Origin of the sequence: Flavobacterium sp. H122, assembly GCF_004959765.1 — a bacterium.
Lineage (GTDB): Bacteria > Bacteroidota > Bacteroidia > Flavobacteriales > Flavobacteriaceae > Flavobacterium.
On record NZ_SJZD01000004.1, the window covers coordinates 63,288 to 80,893 of the forward strand.

Sequence of the window (17,606 nt, forward strand, 5' to 3'; positions counted from 1 at the left end):
GTTTTTGTTTAAATTTGTCAGCATTACACGACACAATATGATACAAGTGGAAGATAAAAAAGAATTAACTTTTGCAGATTTTAAAACAGAAGTTTTAAACGATTACAAAATTGCCAGAATAAGCCGTGAATGTAGTCTTCTGGGAAGAAAGGAAGTACTTACAGGAAAAGCAAAATTCGGAATTTTTGGTGACGGTAAAGAAGTTCCTCAATTGGCACTTGCTAAAGCATTTCAAAATGGTGATTTCCGTTCCGGTTACTATCGCGATCAAACTTTCATGATGGCTATAGGTGCTATGACAATCGAACAGTTTTTTGCCGGATTATATGGTCATACCGATTTGGATTTTGATCCTATGAGTGCGGGCCGTCAAATGGGCGGTCACTTTGCAACACATTCACTGGACGAAAACGGAAACTGGAAAAATCTGACACAACAAAAAAATTCAAGTGCCGACATCTCTCCTACTGCAGGGCAAATGCCACGTTTATTAGGATTAGCTCAGGCATCTAAAATATATAGAAACGTTGAAGGTATTAACCAAACCAATTTCTCTGAAAAAGGAAACGAAGTAGCTTGGGGAACCATTGGAAACGCTTCAACTTCTGAAGGATTATTCTTTGAAACCATCAATGCTGCAGGTGTTTTACAGGTACCAATGGTAATGAGTGTATGGGATGATGAATACGGAATTTCGGTTCACGCACGTTATCAGACTACTAAAGAGAATATTTCGGAAATTTTAAAAGGTTTCCAGCGTGATGAAGATAATAATGGTTATGAAATCCTAAGAGTAAAAGGCTGGGATTATCCTGCATTGGTTGAAACGTATCAAAAAGCGTCTGCTATTGCAAGAGAAGAACATGTTCCTGTTTTAATTCACGTTAATGAATTAACACAGCCACAGGGACACTCAACTTCAGGATCTCATGAACGTTATAAAAATGCAGAACGCTTAGCTTGGGAAGCTGATTTTGACTGTTTACTGCAAATGCGCAAATGGTTATTGGAAAATAATTTGGCTACTACTGAAGAATTGGATGAAATTGATAATACAGCCAAAAAAGATGTTCTGGAAGGTAAAAGAACAGCATGGACAAACTTTACCAATCCTATTAAAGCTGAAAGAGACGAATTGGTTGCTGTTTTAAACTCGGTTGCCTCAACTTCAGAAAACAAGATATTTATTGAAAAATATGCAGCTGATTTAGTAGCTGTAAAAGAGCCTATCCGTAAAGATTTAATCACATTAGCCCGTAAAGTATTACGAATGGTGATCAAAGAGAACGGAAAAGCGCAATTGACTGCATGGATAAATTCTTATACTGAAAAAATCCAGCCGAAATTCAGCTCACATTTGTTTTCACAATCTGAGAACAATGTGTATTCGGTAAATGAAATTTTACCGACTTACGATGAATCGGCAGAAGATGTTGATGCCCGTTTAGTATTACGTGATAATTTTGATGCCATCTTTGCTAAATATCCTGAAGCATTAATCTTTGGTGAAGACTCAGGAAACATTGGTGACGTAAACCAAGGTTTGGAGGGAATGCAGGAAAAATACGGAGAATTGCGTGTAGCTGATGCCGGCATCCGTGAAGCAACGATTCTCGGACAGGGAATTGGTATGGCAATGCGTGGTTTACGCCCTATTGCTGAAATTCAATACTTGGACTACTTGTTGTATGCTATCCAGATTATGAGTGACGATTTGGCTACGCTTCAATACAGAACAGCCGGACGTCAAAAAGCACCTTTAATTATCCGTACACGTGGTCATCGTTTAGAAGGTATCTGGCATTCAGGCTCTCCAATGGGTATGATTATCAATGCTATTCGTGGTATTCATGTTTTAGTTCCAAGAAACATGACAAAAGCGGCAGGTTTCTATAATACATTGTTGGAAACTGACGAGCCTGCATTAGTAGTAGAATGTTTGAATGGTTATCGTCTAAAAGAAAAGATGCCTACAAACCTTGGTGAATTCAAAACGCCTATCGGAGTTGTAGAAACCATCAAAGAAGGTAGTGATATTACTTTAGTTTCTTACGGTTCAACGTTACGTTTAGTTGAACAGGCAGCTAAAGAATTATTAGAAGTTGGTATTGATGCCGAAATCATTGATATTCAATCATTACTGCCTTTTGATATTAATCATGATACTGTAAAATCTTTAGCTAAAACAAACCGTTTGTTAGTTATTGATGAAGATGTTCCAGGTGGCGCTTCAGCATATATTTTACAGCAAATTGTTGAGGAACAAAAAGGATACAAACATCTTGACAGTCAACCGCAGACATTAGCTGCGAAAGCACACAGACCTGCTTATGGAACTGACGGTGATTATTTCTCCAAACCTTCGGTTGAGGATATTTTTGAAAAAGTTTATGAAATAATGCACGAAAGCAACCCATCTAAATATCCAAGTTTGTATTAACAAATTTTATGTTTTACATATAGGATGCCCGGCAATTATACCGGGCATTTTTTTATGTAAAAATTTTAACAATTTTTACATAAAAACCGTAAAAAAAATTTACTATAAATACCTAATTTTAAAGTAATTAACCCGTTTTAAGCTGATTTTATTCTGAGAAATATTTCTGTTTGACAATGACTATTCATTCTATTATGACAAACGTGAAAAAAATACCATATTTCGCAAAAGAGAAAATTGATTTAGAGCGTCTCAAATATGCTGTTTTCGACAACATGATTGAAGGCGTGCAGGTTATTGATTTTGACTGGAGATATTACTACGTAAATAAATCTATTACCGTACAGGGTCTTTCAACACAAGAAGAACTTTTAGGTAATACCATGATGGAAAAATATCCAGGCATCGAAAAAACAATAATGTTTAAATCATTGCAAAAATGCATGTATGAAAGAACACCTTCTGATGTACTCTCCGAATTTGATTTTCCTGATGGTTCTAAAGGATGGTTTGAATTGAGTATTCAAGCCGTTCCCGAAGGTATTCTTATCCTCTCATCCGACATAACAAAATTAAAGAGAGCTGAGTTTGAACTCAAGAAAAAACTTGATGAAAGAAACGAAATGCTGTCTCAGATCGTAAATCAGAAAAAACAGCTGGAAGAATTTTGCCAGATTATTTCCCATAATCTCAGAGCACCTTTAAGCAATCTTTTTTTAATAGGTGAATTACTTGCCGAAAATCATTCTTTGGAAGAAAAATTCAATTATTTTGAAATGCAGAGGCCAATTATCAAATCGCTTCAATCCACTTTTGAAGAATTGGTTCAGGCAACTCAAATAAAAATGGACTCCACCATTAAAAAAGAAAAAATTGATTTGGAGAAAATAACAACACGACTCATACTTTTACTCAATAAAAAAATCAATCATACTAACGCTTCTATTAGCTATGATTTTAGTGAATTTAATTCAATTTTTTATTCAAAAAAATATCTGAAAAATATTCTCATAAATCTATTAGACAACGCTATAAAATATTGTTCTCCAGAAAGAAAGCCTAAAATACATCTTAAAAGTTACAAAAATAATGATTGGTTTTGCATTGATATCGAAGACAACGGCCTTGGAATCGATCTGGAAAAATATAAAAAAGATGTCTTTAAACTTCATAAAACATTCCACAATCATCCTAAAGCTAAAGGTTTTGGGTTATTCATTACTAAAATCCAAGTGGAATCTTTAGGAGGTAGTATTAATGTAAATAGTTATCCAAATCAAGGCAGTGTTTTTACCATTAAACTCTATAGAACAAAAAATGAAGAATAAGATAAAAAATATATGTGTAATTGATGATGATAAAATTTATCAATATTTAACGCAAAGAGTTATTTCAGATACTCATCTCATAAAAGGCATTGAATTATTTTCAAACGGTCTTGACGCTATTAATTATCTTGAAACAAACAGCTTAGATAAAAAAAAATTACCAGACATTATACTTCTTGATTTATTTATGCCAGTCATGGATGGTTGGAGCTTTTTAAAAAACTTTACAGCAATTCAAACAAAACTAGCTAAAAAAATCCCTATATATATTGTTTCCTCTTCTATAGATCCCATTGATATACAAAAATCAAAATCAATTGTCAGTGTAACTGATTTTATTGTAAAACCTATAACCAAAGAAGCATTTCTAAAAATTATAAAAAAAGTAAACTAACTATTTTCATTTCAAAATACTAATACTACTCCAAAATGCGTTTTAGGTAAAAGTATTTCTAAAAAATGAAAATCAGAATAATATTACCCCTGTTATTATTAATTATTTCATGTAAAAGCAAAAAGCCAGAAAATACTTCTGTCATAGTGGATTCAAGCAAAGTTGAAGCCATTAAAAAAAACAGGGCTTTTGATTTAGGAACAAGATTACTTGATGCCTGTAATACCTCAAAATTCAAATCTTTCAATAAAGAAGAAGCAACAGAGAAAGTAATTGCAAATGCAACTCCTGAAAAAGTGACTGCTACCTGTTTAAAAATCAGACAGAGAAACGGAAAATTCAATTTTATAAAACTCCTTGACATCACTTATATCAAAACTACAAAAGAGTATGTTTTCAGGTATGACATTGATTACGAAAAAAAATATTTCAAAAGGGAATTAAAAATTACTATAAACTCTGAAAATAAAGTCTCAGCGATTTCCACTAAAGAAGTTCCCAGAAAACCAATGTAACTATAAGCAATATTTATTACTAAACAATTATTCCCTATTTTTAGTTTTTATATTTTTGCTGTAAACTAAAAAACATGAAAATCGTAATTTCTCCAGCCAAATCTCTGGATTTCGAAAAGGCATTACCTACAGACAAATTCACAAAACCTGTTTACCTTAAAAACACGAAAGAAATTGTAAAGGTTTTAAAAACTTTAAAGCCAAAAGATCTGTCTGAGTTAATGGATATATCAGATGCTTTAGGAGAATTGAACTGGCAGCGCAATAAAAAATTCAAAACACCTTTTACACCTGAAAATGCCCGCCCAGCGGTTTACGCTTTCAACGGAGACGTGTATCAGGGACTTGACGCCTACTCTATTCCTGAAGAAAAATTGGATATTTTACAAAACAGACTTCGGATTCTTTCAGGTCAGTACGGAATTTTAAAACCACTCGACTTAATGCAGCCGTACCGATTGGAAATGGGAACAAGTTTACCCATAGGAGAAGCTAAAAATCTATATGCTTACTGGAAAGAAACGCTTACTAATGCTTTAAATAAGGAATTGAAAAAAAACGAGCTTTTCATCAATTTAGCGAGTAACGAATATTTTTCAGCTATTGATACTAAGACTTTAAAAGTCCCTGTAATTACACCTGAATTTAAAGATTACAAAGACGGAAAACTAAAAATGATTTCGTTTTTTGCTAAAAAAGCAAGAGGAATGATGGTGCGTTATATTATTGATCGTGATGTGGAAACTCTGGAAGAATTAAAAGGGTTTAATTACGAAGGCTATGCTTTCGATGCAAATTTATCAAAAGGAAACACATTGGTTTTTACGAGGTAAAATCTGCTGAGCGTCTTGGGAAACAATGAAAAAAGGTTATAGAAACGACATAGAACGACTTAAAGCACTTATATCTTACAATATTTTAGATACCCCGGAGGAAGAAAGTTTTAATAATCTGGCCGAATTAGTATCTATAATATGTAATACACCAGCTGCAATCATTTCGTTTATTGATGATAAAAGGCAATGGTACAAAGCAAAAAAAGGCATTCCAATAAGTGAAATTTCTTATGACCAAACTGCTTGTCAGTATGTTATAGCTGATGGTGACATACTGGAAATGCCGGATATGACTAAAGATCAAAGAATTCTCAGCAACCCTCATATTCAAAAAGACAGCGGGGTTAAATTTTACATTGGTGTTCCATTAATTTCTGATAACGGACATACTATAGGTACAATTTGTACTTTTGACGACGTATCCAAAACGCTGTCAGAAGAGCAAAAAACAGCTCTGAAAATTATTGCCAACCAGGTGATGCATTTGTTGAATGTTTCCAAGCAAAACAAAGCACTCACTCAGGAAGTGAAAGGTATTTTAGAACAGAAAATAGAAGAAGCCAAAGAATCCATAAAAACAACCGAAGCAGCTTACAACACCCTTTTCAAAGCCATTGAAAAGTCTAATGCTGTGATCGAATTTTCTCCTAAAGGAATTATTGAATCAGTTAATGATACTTTTCTGGAAATCACAGGGTATGACAGAAAAGAGCTGTTAGGTCAAAAACATGAAATTCTTTTAAATGAAAAGGAAATAAAAACCAACTATCTGTTTTGGGAATCTCTGAATAAAGGTAAATTTAAGTCGGGAAGATTCAAACGTAAACATAAAGATGGCTCCGTAATTTGGATTCAGGCATCGTATAGTCCTATTTTAAATACAAATAACGAGGTGGTCAAAGTGACTAAAATTGCACAAAATATTACCACCGAAATTAATGCTCAGCAAGCATTGGAAAAGGCAAAATCACTTGCCGATGAATTAAATATACAGAAGGATCATTTCATCGCCAATATGAGTCATGAAATAAGAACACCTATAAACGCTGTTCTTGGTTTTACCGATTTACTTTTAGATGAAGAAAGAGATGAAAAAAAATTAAATTATCTCAAATCGGTTAAAACGGCAGGCGATAATTTATTGTTTTTAATCAACGACATATTGGATTTATCTAAAATTGAGGCTGGTCTTTTTCAAATTGACCAAAATCCTTTCAATTTACATGATGCGATAAAAAACACTTTTTCAATACTTGAAATTTCGGCTAAGCATAAAGGTTTAAATTTTACTTATTCAATTGCAGATAATGTGCCTGAATATATAATTGGTGATAAAAACAGATTGTCCCAAATTTTGATAAATCTGCTTAATAATGCCATAAAATTTACACCAAAAGGATCAGTAAACTTAAAGGTTACTTTAAATGATAAAAGCTATCTAAAATTTGATATTATCGATAGTGGAATTGGAATAGCCCCGGATAAATTAAAAACCATTTTTGAAAGATTTTCACAAGCGGAAGAAAGTACGTCAAAAAAATATGGAGGAACCGGTTTAGGGCTTAATATTTCCAAACAATTGGTTGAAAAGCAAAAAGGAACAATTACGGTACAAAGCGAATTAAATATCGGGACGACTTTTACTTTCACCCTTCCTTTTGAATTGGCTACAAATGTTTCTTCAACTAAGCAAAATTCAAAAACGAGTGAGACAATAAAAGATTCTGTTAAAATTCTGATGTGTGAGGATAATGAAATGAATCAGAATCTGATGAAATCTATTTTTATGAAAACCAATCATAAGCTGGATATTGCTGAAAATGGGAAAAAAGGAATTGAATTATTGAGCCAAAATTCCTATGATCTGATTTTAATGGATATTCAAATGCCTGAATTAGACGGCTATGAAACCACACAATTAATCAGAACTAATTTAAAACTTGATACTCCTATCATTGCAATAACTGCATATTCTACAATAAAAGAAAAAGAAAGATGTGTTGCTGTAGGCATGAACGACAGCATTTCAAAACCATTTCAAAAAAATGAGTTATTTTCCAAGATTAATCATTGGACTTTACACGAGACAATCTCACCGAAAGATTATTCGGTTGAAAAAGAAAAAACAAATGACGATCTTATTTCTCTAGAATATTTGAAAGAAATGTGCGGTGATGATAAAACTTTTTTAAAAGAAATGTTGCTCCTTTTTGTTAAACAGGCGAGTGAAAATCTAATTTTAATCCAACAGGAATTCAAACAAAATAATTTAAAAGCTGTAAAAAAAATTGCTCATAAGCTAAAATCATCTTTTGGGGTTGTTGGAGCGGATACTCAATTTTTAGATACGATTGAAGAGGAAGCAATCAAAGAAACAAATAATGAAAACGTAAAAACTATTTGTGTTGCTTTAGATAAATTGGAAATTCAACACAAAAATTTAATAAACGAAATAGAAAACATACTAAACCTACTATAAAATATGAAAATTGTACTGATTGAAGATGAAGATATGCTTCGAAAATCATTAGCCTTTTTTCTTAACTCAAAAAATTTTGAAGTGATAGAATTTGATAACGGAATTGATGCTATTGAATACATCCAAAATGAACACAATACAATCGATGTTATCATTACCGATTTGAATTTACCTTTTGCAGGTGGGAAGCAAGTTATTCATGCCTGTAAACAAATTCCGGACAATAAAACACAAATCATTGTATTAACATCTTCCAGCGTAGAAAATACCGAATTGGAAGTTTTTAATCTGGGAGCCGATGAATTTGTGGCAAAACCATTCAGCCCATCTGTATTATTAAAACGAATCGAAAAACTAACCTCTGCTTAATGCTTCAGATCAAAAAAATTTTCGCTTTAGCTTTCCTTCTTTTTTCTTCAATAATGCAGGGTCAGGAGACTCCTGATGCTGTTTTTGATAAAGCTCATAAACTGGCTGTAGCGAATAAATTTGAAGAATCTATCGAATTAGTAAAATCATTGCATGCCAATTATCCTCAAAACAATGACTATTCATTGTATTTAGGCTATTTGTATCATTGGTCAAATCAAAATCAGGAAGCTGAAAAAATGGTTGCTCCTATTTTAAAGGCAAATCCTCTACAAAAAGAGGCTTATGATTTGATGATCAAGATAAAGTCCAGACTTTCTGAATATAATTCGGTGGTTGAACTTGCTGATCAAGGAAAACAAAAATTCCCTGAATCTGAAGACTTTTACAAATTTCAGAAAGCAATGGCTCTGGAAAAATTAAATAACAATACTGAGGCTGTTTCAGAATTAGAGTCTATTCCCAGCACATCACAATTAAAAAAAGATGCTGATTATTTACAAACGCAGATAGAGAAAAAAAAGAAGAACAGTATCGCAATTGGTAATTTATATACAAATTATGACAACTCTCCTGCTCCGCTCAACATCACTCATCTTGAATATTCCAGAAAAGTAAAAACGACCACTTTAATAGGACGAATCAATTATGGAACCTCTTCAGACAGAAAAAATCTTCTAGGAGAATTAGATGCTTATATAAAACTGAAATCTAAAGGCTATTTCTATCTTAACACTGGTATTTCAGGTAATGAAAATATCTTCCCTAAATATAAATTTGGCGCCGAGTATTATCAGGATTTCAAAAAAATTAGCACTTCGCTTGGAGCCCGCTATTTGGGCTTTAATCAAGATAATAATGTTTTGCTTCTTACAGGACATTTAGGAGTTGCAGTTTATGATTGGAAAATAGAATACAGACATTATTTGTCTAATTCAAACGATAATTGGTTTTCATCCAGTATTTTAAATTTTAGGAAGAATTTTGAAGCAACCGAATCTTACATCCAATTGGATTTACAATATGGTACATTACCTTATTTCTTTTTGAACAATGACAGCTTTCAGCGATTAAATGCATACAGAATAGGTTTAAATTCTAAATTCAGAATTAAGAAAGACTTTTTTATACAACCCATCGTAATGTATGAAAGAGAAGAATTTATTCCAACTGAATACAGAAACAGAATTACAGGCCAATTAATTTTAAGCAAACGTTTTTAAATTTTAGAAAATTGATAACAGAACAACATCATTATAATTTTCAGGTACAATTGCTGATAACACTGATTACCTTATTTGTTTTGGCTTTTGTAATTTTCTTTGCTATCACTTTTATAAGCCGTTATAAAAAAATTAAAAAAACAGAACTTAAAACCAGCTATCATAAAATAGTAGATGAAATATTATTCAAAATACTATTTGATGAAAACACAACTGTAGAAAGTGCTTCAGATTATTTCAAAGCTGAAGTCATTCCAACTAAACTGATTAAAAAAATAAGCATCAAATCTATAAATGCATTGCATAGAAATTATAGCGGTGAATTGAAAAAAAAGTTAGAGGAATTTTACATTAAAAGTGATTTGGTCAACTATTCATTAAAAAAAATCGACTCTTTAAATTGGGCAAAAATTGTGGAAAGTATCAGGGATTTATCCAACTTAAATTATCAACCTTCTTTTGATAAAATTTATGAAAAACTAAATCATTCTAAAGAAATTGTTCAGAAAGAAGCTTTTATAGGAGTCATTTTATTAAAGGGACTTGACCAATTGATACAATTAAAAGATAGTAAAATTTATCTTGACGATTGGACTCAGAGTAATATTTTGTTTGTCGTAAAAAGAAATCAGATGACCATCCCTGATAACATTGAAGCATTGTTAAAAAGTAAAAATGAAACCATTGTTTTATTAGGAGCAAGACTTATAGAATATTTTCAATTACGACAATATACCCCATTGTTAGAACAAACAATATCAAATAATAAACTAACTGAATCAAAAGTAAAACTTCATGTAATTTTACTGCGATTGCAACACATACATTTTTAATCATGACAGGCAATAATTGGTTAGATACGGGAATTCAAATTTTCAATTATCTTATTCTAGGTTTCGCCGTTTCGGTTATGTTTTCCTATGTGGTTTTGGCACTTATATCTGCTTTTGCACTAAAATCATATCATAAACAAAATCGATTTGTAAATTATAATGCACTGATAGCCTTGCCTGATGCACCTTCGGTATCGTTAATAGCGCCAGCTTATAACGAAGGAATGACAATTAAAGAAAATGTAAACTCACTGCTTTCCATCAACTATAATAATTTTGAAGTAATTGTTGTAAATGATGGAAGCAAAGATGCTTCAATTCCAATTCTCATTGAAGCATTTGAACTTGTTGAAGTTGAAAAAAATTATAATGGACAAATTCCAACCAAAGAAGTAAAAGCAATTTATAAATCTAAAAACCCTTCTTTCTCAAAACTTGTTGTAGTTGACAAATTTAACGGCGGAAAAGCCGATGCCTTAAACACAGGAATTAATATATCTAAAATGCCTTATATAGTTTGCATTGATGTAGATTGTATTATGGACAAAGATGTTTTGTTAAAATTAGCAAAACCATTTTTAGAAGAACCAGAAAAAAGAATTATTGCAACAGGTGGAGTGGTTAGAATTGCTAATTCTTGTGTGATTAAATCCGGTAAACTGATTAAAGTAAACGCTCCTGATAATTGGGTAGCACGAATTCAGGTATTGGAATATTTAAGAGCATTTCTTTTAGGAAGAATGGCTTGGGCAAAACTTGATGGTCTTTTGTTAATTAGTGGTGCTTTTGGTATGTTTGACCGGGATATTGTCATAAAAGCCGGCGGATATAATACGAAAACTGTTGGAGAAGATATGGAACTCGTAATCAGAATGCGTCGGTACATGATTGACAATAAGTTGGATTATTCCGTACAATACATTCCGGATCCATTGTGTTGGACCGAAGCTCCTGAAAGCTACGAAATACTACGAAAACAAAGAAGCCGATGGACACGGGGAACCATGGAAACCCTATGGATTCACAAAAAAATGTTTCTAAATCCTAAATATAAAATGATAGGTTTAGTAAGCTATCCTTATTGGTTACTTTATGAATATCTGGCACCAATAATTGAATGTTTGGGACTAATGATAACCGTTTTGTTTATCTGTTTAGGAATAGTAAGCTGGAAATTCTTTACCTTGCTCTTTTTGCTTGTTTATACTTTTGCGGTAATGTTTTCAATGCTGGCTATCTATACTGAAGAAGCCACTTTCAGGCGATATACCGAGTTTAAAGACTTACGAAAGCTTGTTTTTATTGCTTTTCTTGAACCCATTATATTTCATCCATTTACCATTTATGCAGCCATAAGAGGCAATTGGGAAAAAATAAAAGGAAATAAAGGCTGGGGAGAAATGACCCGAAAAGGTTTTAGCAAACCTGCAGGTTAAAAAAAATCCTGAAGTTAAGCTTCAGGATTTTTTATATAATTTAATCATTCATTGAAATAAGGAATTCTTCATTATTTCTGGTTTTCTTGAATCGGTCATTAATGAATTCCATCGCTTCCACAGGATTCATATCCGCCAGATATTTACGCATAATCCACATACGCTGGATTGTTTTTTCGTCTAATAATAAATCATCACGACGCGTACTTGACGATGTCAAATCAACTGAAGGGAAAATACGGCGATTGGCAATTTTACGATCCAATTGAAGCTCCATATTACCTGTTCCTTTGAACTCTTCAAAGATAACTTCGTCCATTTTAGAACCTGTTTCTGTCAATGCAGTAGCAATAATACTTAATGAACCACCATTTTCCACATTACGTGCCGCTCCAAAGAAACGTTTGGGTTTTTGTAACGCATTTGCATCAACTCCACCACTCAAAACCTTTCCTGATGCCGGTTGTACCGTATTGTAAGCTCTTGCCAAACGTGTAATTGAGTCTAATAAGATAACCACATCATGACCACATTCCACCAAACGTTTAGCTTTTTCTAAAACTATATTGGCAATTTTTACGTGTTCCTGTGGCTCTCTGTCAAAAGTAGACGCTACCACTTCCCCACGCACACTGCGCTGCATATCTGTAACCTCTTCCGGACGTTCATCAATTAGTAAAACCAACAAATAAACCTCTGGATGGTTCGCTGCAATAGCATTTGCAATATCCTTCAACAACATGGTTTTACCCGTTTTAGGCTGTGCTACAATCATACCCCGCTGTCCTTTACCAATTGGCGAAAACAAATCGATGATACGTGTAGATATTGAACTTCCTTTTTCAGCCAACTTGAATTTTTCCGTTGGAAAAACCGGTGTTAAGTGATCAAAAGAAACACGGTCGCGAACCACTTGAGGATCATGTCCGTTAATTTTTAAAACCTTAACCAATGGAAAGTATTTCTCACCTTCTTTTGGCGGACGGACAACACCTTTTACTGTATCTCCCGTCTTCAGTCCAAACAAACGAATTTGTGAAGTTGACAGATAAATATCATCCGGAGAAGCCAAATAATTATAATCGGAAGAACGCAAGAAACCATATCCGTCAGGCATCATTTCAAGTACACCTTCACTTTCTATAATTCCTTCAAACTCATAATCCGGTTCGCGGAAATTTGTAGTTTTCTTAAACTTGTTATTTCGGTTATTGTTGTTTTGCTGAGGAGTTTCAGCTTCCTGGGGAGTCGTAATTTCTTCGTTAGATGGAACTGTTGATACTTCCTGGCTTATTTCTGAAACAGTTTCGGTAGTGTTTTTAGGTTCATCAACTACTGGAACATCCTCTTTTTTGTTTTTTTGAAACTTAGGATTTTTTTGATTTTTTACAGGCTTATTTGTCTGCTCCTTAACTTCTTTAACAGGAACTTCTTTAACTGGTTTTACCTTCTTTTCCTGAGTATTTTCATTTTCAACAAAAGCCATTGCCTGTTGAACATTTTCAATTTTTGGAGCTGCTTGAGCAGATTCAACTGCTTCAGCTTCTTTAGTTATTCTTGCTCTCTTAGGCTTGGGAGCATCTATTGTACTATTTGCTTCAGAAGCTATTTTTTCTGGATTTGCTGCTTGAAAATCAAGAATCTGATAAACTAATTCCTCTTTCTTAAGGGTCTTAAAATTTTTAATTTTAGCCGCTTTAGCAATTTCCTGCAGCTCATTGAGCTTCATTTCTTTTAAAACAGAAATATCAAACATAAAGTGATGTTAGATTAAAATAATTGGGATTTAAAAATGTGTTGTGATTTTTCTTGAAACTTATGTTCCGAAGTATGAAGTGCTTACGGATTGTTTATGCAATATTACAAATTTTTATTGATGAAACAATAGTTTTTTAAAAAAAGAAAATATATTTTTGTGCCTCAATGCTGAAAAGATGATTCAAAGAATACAAAGTATATATTTAGCCTTGGCTTTTGTTGTAATGGCAGTACTGCCGTTTGTATTCCCTTTATGGAATGAAAACAATAAAGAAGTTTACTTTATGACAAACATTCTTTATACAGTATTTTTCGGTTTAAGTACATCTTTAGCTGTGCTGAGCCTTTTATCGTTTAAAAAAAGACAAAATCAATTTGTGTTAAACAGATTGAACATAATATTAAACTTAATTTTACTAGGATTATTTGTGTATCGTACACTAAGCATATCTGGAGGAGCAAACGCTCCGGAGAAGGGTATTGGGATGTTTCTTCCTATTGCAACTATCTTACTGTTGGTTTTAGCCAACAGAGCCATCAAGAAGGACGAAGATCTCGTAAAATCTGTGGATCGATTACGGTAAACCTATCATCTTAGTTTATTAGTGCGACGAATCCCGAGTTAACAGCTCGGGATTTTTTTATTCATTTTTTGAAGATTTCTTAATTTTCCTCACTAAATTTGGTGATATAAAAATCACTATTTTAGTGTATTTGATGTAAAAATTAAATATTCTACATTTGAATTTTAATGCTGAAGATATGGAAACCAAAATTAAAATTCACCTTGCCGACGATCATCAAGTTCTAATTGACGGAATGTTAGCCGTTTTGAAAACAAATCCAAATTACGAAGTTGTAGGCTTTTCTCTAAACGGCGAAAACCTTGTTGAAAGAGTTGCCCGCAATGATGCTCATATATTGGTAATGGATATAAATATGCCTGAAAAAGACGGTATTCAGGTATTACGAGAGTTTAATGAAAAAGGATTTACATGTAAAGTAATTGTTTTATCAAGTTATGACGATCCCAAACTTATTCAGGAAGTTATAAAATTAGGTGCCAGCGGTTATTTGACAAAACAATGTGCCGGCGAACATATCATGGATGCTATCAATACAGTTGTTCTTGGCCAACAGTATTTTTCCGAAGCGGTAAAAGACAAAATTTTCGAATTGCTTACCGATACAAAACAAAGTACTTCACTTTCCACAGAGGAAATGATTGCCAGCATTACTGATAGAGAACTGGAAATATTAAACTATATCTGTGAGGAAAAAAGCGGAAAAGATATTAGTGAAATTCTAAAAATAAGCCCCAACACAGTTGAAACCCACCGAAAAAATCTAATGAAAAAATTAAATGTAAAATCAACTGTAGGGCTGGTTATGTTTGCTACAAAAAACAATCTTTTACAAATAAATTAAACCCTTATTATAACACTAAATCCAAAAACTATGGCAAACTTTCCTATGATTGGCAACTATTCTGCCACCAAATTAAACTCAACTCAGTTTACTATTACATTTCAATACCCCGAAAATTGTTATTTTGAAATTTCAACTGTCAATAATAGCTATGTTGTTAAAATCTATTTAAACCCTGGAGAATCTACTCCCTCAACAACATATAAAAATCATAACTTCAATGCAAACATTATAAATAATGTAATGAGCACTAAATTTGAACAATACCTAACTGATTCCACTATAAAAAAACCCAACATTACCAGTAATGAATAAAAGCTGGTATATAATATTTTTAATGTTTAACAATTTCTGTTTTTGCTTGACAAAAAATCAAGTAAAAACAGATTCTATTAGTTATTATATTAGCATAAAAAAACCATTAAAAGCACTTTCTTACACGAAGAAAAAATCCAATTATCTTCTAGATTTAAAAAAATATGATGGCTATTGCTCAATCATGCATCAACGTGCCCAATTATTTGAAGATTTGAATGATAGAGAAAATGCCATAAAAACATTACTCGAATATTCTAAAATTGCTGACAAATATAATTTAACAAACCATATATTAAATTATAATCGAAAATTAGCAAATTTATATATTTCATCATTAAATTTTAGTAATGCCAAAAAGTATTTGTATACTTCAAAAAAAATTGCATTAAAAAGTAATGATATTGAAAAACTAATTGAAGTTTATCAGGCTTTTTTTAGGTATCACAAACAAATTGATTCTGATAGCTTGGATTTTTATTACAAAAAACATGCTGAATTATCCTCTAAATCAAAAAATGTATCTGACATTATCACTTATCATGATAATGCATTATATGTCTACACTGAAAAAAAAGATTTCATAAAAGCTAAATTTCACATAGAAAAAGCAATTGAACTAGCAAGAAAATACAACTTACGAAAATTTCTTGTAACAGAAACAAGCAATTATGGTGCTTATCTTATTTATGTCAAAAAATACAAAGAAGCCATTAAACTCTATAAAGAATCATTAAAAGATTTCAAAGACGGTGAATTTATAAACGTTAAAGCTAGTTCATTATTGAACCTCTCCTATTCATATGAAATGATTGGTGATTACAAAAATGCCATGTTTTATAACAATAAATATTTAGAAATTTATGATGAAATTATGAGTGGCCGACTGGAGCAAAGCACTCAGGAAATCGAAACCAAGTATCAGGTTGAAAAAGCAGAAGAAGAATTTAAAAATAAAACCCAAGCCATTCTATACAAGCAAAAAAGAAACCAAAAAATCATTTATTTAATGGCAGCTTTGTTTATACTGCTGGGTGGTATTTCCTATTTCTTTTACCAAAACCTAAGACTTAAACAGTATAATAAGCTTAAGGATATAAATAGTGACCTGCAAGGAAAAATAATCAGTGCCACTATTGATGGTCAGGAGCAGGAACGTGTAAAAATATCAGAGATATTACATGATAGTGTAAGTGCCACATTATCATCTGTCGGACTGCATCTTTCAGCTTTTGAGAGTTCTTTAAATGAAGAACAAAGAGAAGATTTAAAAAAAACACGCTCTTTGCTCAAACAGGCACATGATAAAGTAAGGGATTTATCACATGAACTGGTACCGCCTTTGTTAGTTAAATTCGGGCTTCAGTTTGCATTGAGAGATTTATGTGAAAATCATTCCAATTCAATCATCAAATTCTTTTTTTCATCTGAATTGCCAAATACAAAAAAATTCAAACACGATTTTGAGATTAAAATATATTATATAGTTTCAGAACTATTCAACAATGCTATCAAACATTCTAAAGCAACTGAAGTCTATTTAAACCTTCATGAAGATAACAGAAAGAGACTCGTGATTTTTGTACAGGATAATGGTAAAGGTTTTAATACCAAAGAAACGCAGTTAGGTTTTGGATTAACTCAGATAAAAGCCCGTGTTAAAAATATGAAAGGAAATTTAATAATTGATTCCGAAGAAAATGCCGGAACTAAAATTACTATTGAACTTCCCCACTCGTAACTACTTTTTACCTAACTCAACTATTTCAAGATCTTTTATCTTATCACCCTCTATTACAAACCTTAGCATAGTTCTTACCTGATGAAAACCACTTTTCCCTGCCGCACCGGGATTCATATGGAGCAAATTAAGTGTTTTGTCAAATTGCACTTTAAGAATATGTGAATGTCCGCAAATAAATAATTTAGGTGGATTTTTTTTAATCTCTTCCCTGATATCCTGATTATATTTTCCGGGATAACCTCCAATGTGCGTAATCCATACATCAACTTCTTCACACATAAATCGGTTATGCAAAGGAAATTCCAATCTAGCTTCTGCCCCATCAATATTGCCAAAAACAGCTTTTAAAAGCTTAATTTTCTTAATCGTGTCAGTTACTTCAAGATTGCCAATATCACCGGCATGCCATACTTCATCCGCCCATGAAACATGCTTCAAAATTACTTCGTCAATATGACCATGGGTATCTGATAAAAGGAGAATTTTTTTCAATTTCAAACATTTTGCA

The 17,606-nt window shown here is 32.4% G+C and carries 16 protein-coding genes; 14 read left to right on the plus strand and 2 right to left on the minus strand.

The genetic code is table 11. The features are described 5' to 3' along the window. Positions 1-37 precede the first annotated feature (37 nt). The 10 genes from EZM65_RS07315 to EZM65_RS07360 all read left to right on the plus strand — a co-directional run bounded on the left by EZM65_RS07315 (position 38) and on the right by EZM65_RS07360 (position 11,853). A complete protein-coding gene (locus EZM65_RS07315; RefSeq protein ID WP_136667902.1) occupies positions 38-2,440 on the plus strand; it encodes a thiamine pyrophosphate-dependent enzyme in 2,403 nt (800 codons plus the stop codon). Positions 2,441-2,643: 203 nt separating this feature from the next. After that, on the plus strand, positions 2,644-3,768 hold the full coding sequence (locus EZM65_RS07320) for a PAS domain-containing sensor histidine kinase (RefSeq protein ID WP_169051665.1): 1,125 nt from the start codon (positions 2,644-2,646) through the stop codon (positions 3,766-3,768). Beyond that, on the plus strand, positions 3,758-4,162 hold the full coding sequence (locus EZM65_RS07325) for a response regulator (RefSeq protein ID WP_136667904.1): 405 nt from the start codon (positions 3,758-3,760) through the stop codon (positions 4,160-4,162). The genes EZM65_RS07320 and EZM65_RS07325 overlap by 11 nt, the downstream gene beginning before the upstream one ends. Before the next feature lie 65 nt (positions 4,163-4,227). Next, positions 4,228-4,677 carry a hypothetical protein gene (locus EZM65_RS07330; protein ID WP_136667905.1) on the plus strand — a complete coding sequence of 150 codons (450 nt, stop codon included), beginning with the start codon at positions 4,228-4,230 and terminating at the stop codon, positions 4,675-4,677. A gap of 74 nt (positions 4,678-4,751) precedes the next feature. Next, on the plus strand, positions 4,752-5,510 hold the full coding sequence (gene yaaA, locus EZM65_RS07335) for a peroxide stress protein YaaA (RefSeq protein WP_136667906.1): 759 nt from the start codon (positions 4,752-4,754) through the stop codon (positions 5,508-5,510). A 25-nt stretch (positions 5,511-5,535) separates the two neighbouring features. Then, positions 5,536-7,992, plus strand: a complete 2,457-nt coding sequence (locus EZM65_RS07340; RefSeq protein ID WP_136667907.1) for an ATP-binding protein — start codon at positions 5,536-5,538, stop codon at positions 7,990-7,992. A 3-nt stretch (positions 7,993-7,995) separates the two neighbouring features. Then, positions 7,996-8,361 carry a response regulator transcription factor gene (locus tag EZM65_RS07345; protein ID WP_136667908.1) on the plus strand — a complete coding sequence of 122 codons (366 nt, stop codon included), beginning with the start codon at positions 7,996-7,998 and terminating at the stop codon, positions 8,359-8,361. Further along, positions 8,361-9,584: a YaiO family outer membrane beta-barrel protein gene (locus EZM65_RS07350; protein ID WP_136667909.1), complete on the plus strand. Its 1,224-nt coding sequence runs from the start codon at positions 8,361-8,363 to the stop codon at positions 9,582-9,584. The genes EZM65_RS07345 and EZM65_RS07350 overlap by 1 nt, the downstream gene beginning before the upstream one ends. A gap of 11 nt (positions 9,585-9,595) precedes the next feature. After that, positions 9,596-10,417: a hypothetical protein gene (locus tag EZM65_RS07355; RefSeq protein WP_136667910.1), complete on the plus strand. Its 822-nt coding sequence runs from the start codon at positions 9,596-9,598 to the stop codon at positions 10,415-10,417. A 2-nt stretch (positions 10,418-10,419) separates the two neighbouring features. Next, a complete protein-coding gene (locus tag EZM65_RS07360) occupies positions 10,420-11,853 on the plus strand; it encodes a glycosyltransferase (RefSeq protein ID WP_136667911.1) in 1,434 nt (477 codons plus the stop codon). A gap of 40 nt (positions 11,854-11,893) precedes the next feature. On the opposite strand, the gene rho is transcribed toward EZM65_RS07360, so the two are convergent. Then, positions 11,894-13,609, minus strand: a complete 1,716-nt coding sequence (rho, locus tag EZM65_RS07365) for a transcription termination factor Rho (protein WP_136667912.1) — start codon at positions 13,607-13,609, stop codon at positions 11,894-11,896. 178 nt (positions 13,610-13,787) lie between these two features. Here rho and EZM65_RS07370 point away from each other — a divergent pair, with 178 nt between their 5' ends. The 4 genes from EZM65_RS07370 (at position 13,788) to EZM65_RS07385 (ending at position 17,095) form a co-directional block, all read left to right on the plus strand. Continuing rightward, complete coding sequence (locus EZM65_RS07370) at positions 13,788-14,195, plus strand: DUF4293 domain-containing protein (RefSeq protein WP_136667913.1); 408 nt, start codon at positions 13,788-13,790, stop codon at positions 14,193-14,195. Between the two features lie 178 nt (positions 14,196-14,373). After that, positions 14,374-15,039 carry a response regulator transcription factor gene (locus tag EZM65_RS07375; protein ID WP_136667914.1) on the plus strand — a complete coding sequence of 222 codons (666 nt, stop codon included), beginning with the start codon at positions 14,374-14,376 and terminating at the stop codon, positions 15,037-15,039. 30 nt (positions 15,040-15,069) lie between these two features. Next, entirely contained in the window at positions 15,070-15,354 is a 285-nt protein-coding gene (locus EZM65_RS07380) for a hypothetical protein (RefSeq protein WP_136667915.1), read from the plus strand. A gap of 46 nt (positions 15,355-15,400) precedes the next feature. Further along, positions 15,401-17,095: a sensor histidine kinase gene (locus EZM65_RS07385; protein ID WP_169051666.1), complete on the plus strand. Its 1,695-nt coding sequence runs from the start codon at positions 15,401-15,403 to the stop codon at positions 17,093-17,095. On the opposite strand, the gene EZM65_RS07390 is transcribed toward EZM65_RS07385, so the two are convergent. Then, positions 17,096-17,590 (minus strand): metallophosphoesterase, encoded by a 495-nt coding sequence (locus tag EZM65_RS07390; protein WP_136667917.1) that lies wholly within the window; start codon positions 17,588-17,590, stop codon positions 17,096-17,098. Between the last annotated feature and the right edge of the window lie 16 nt (positions 17,591-17,606).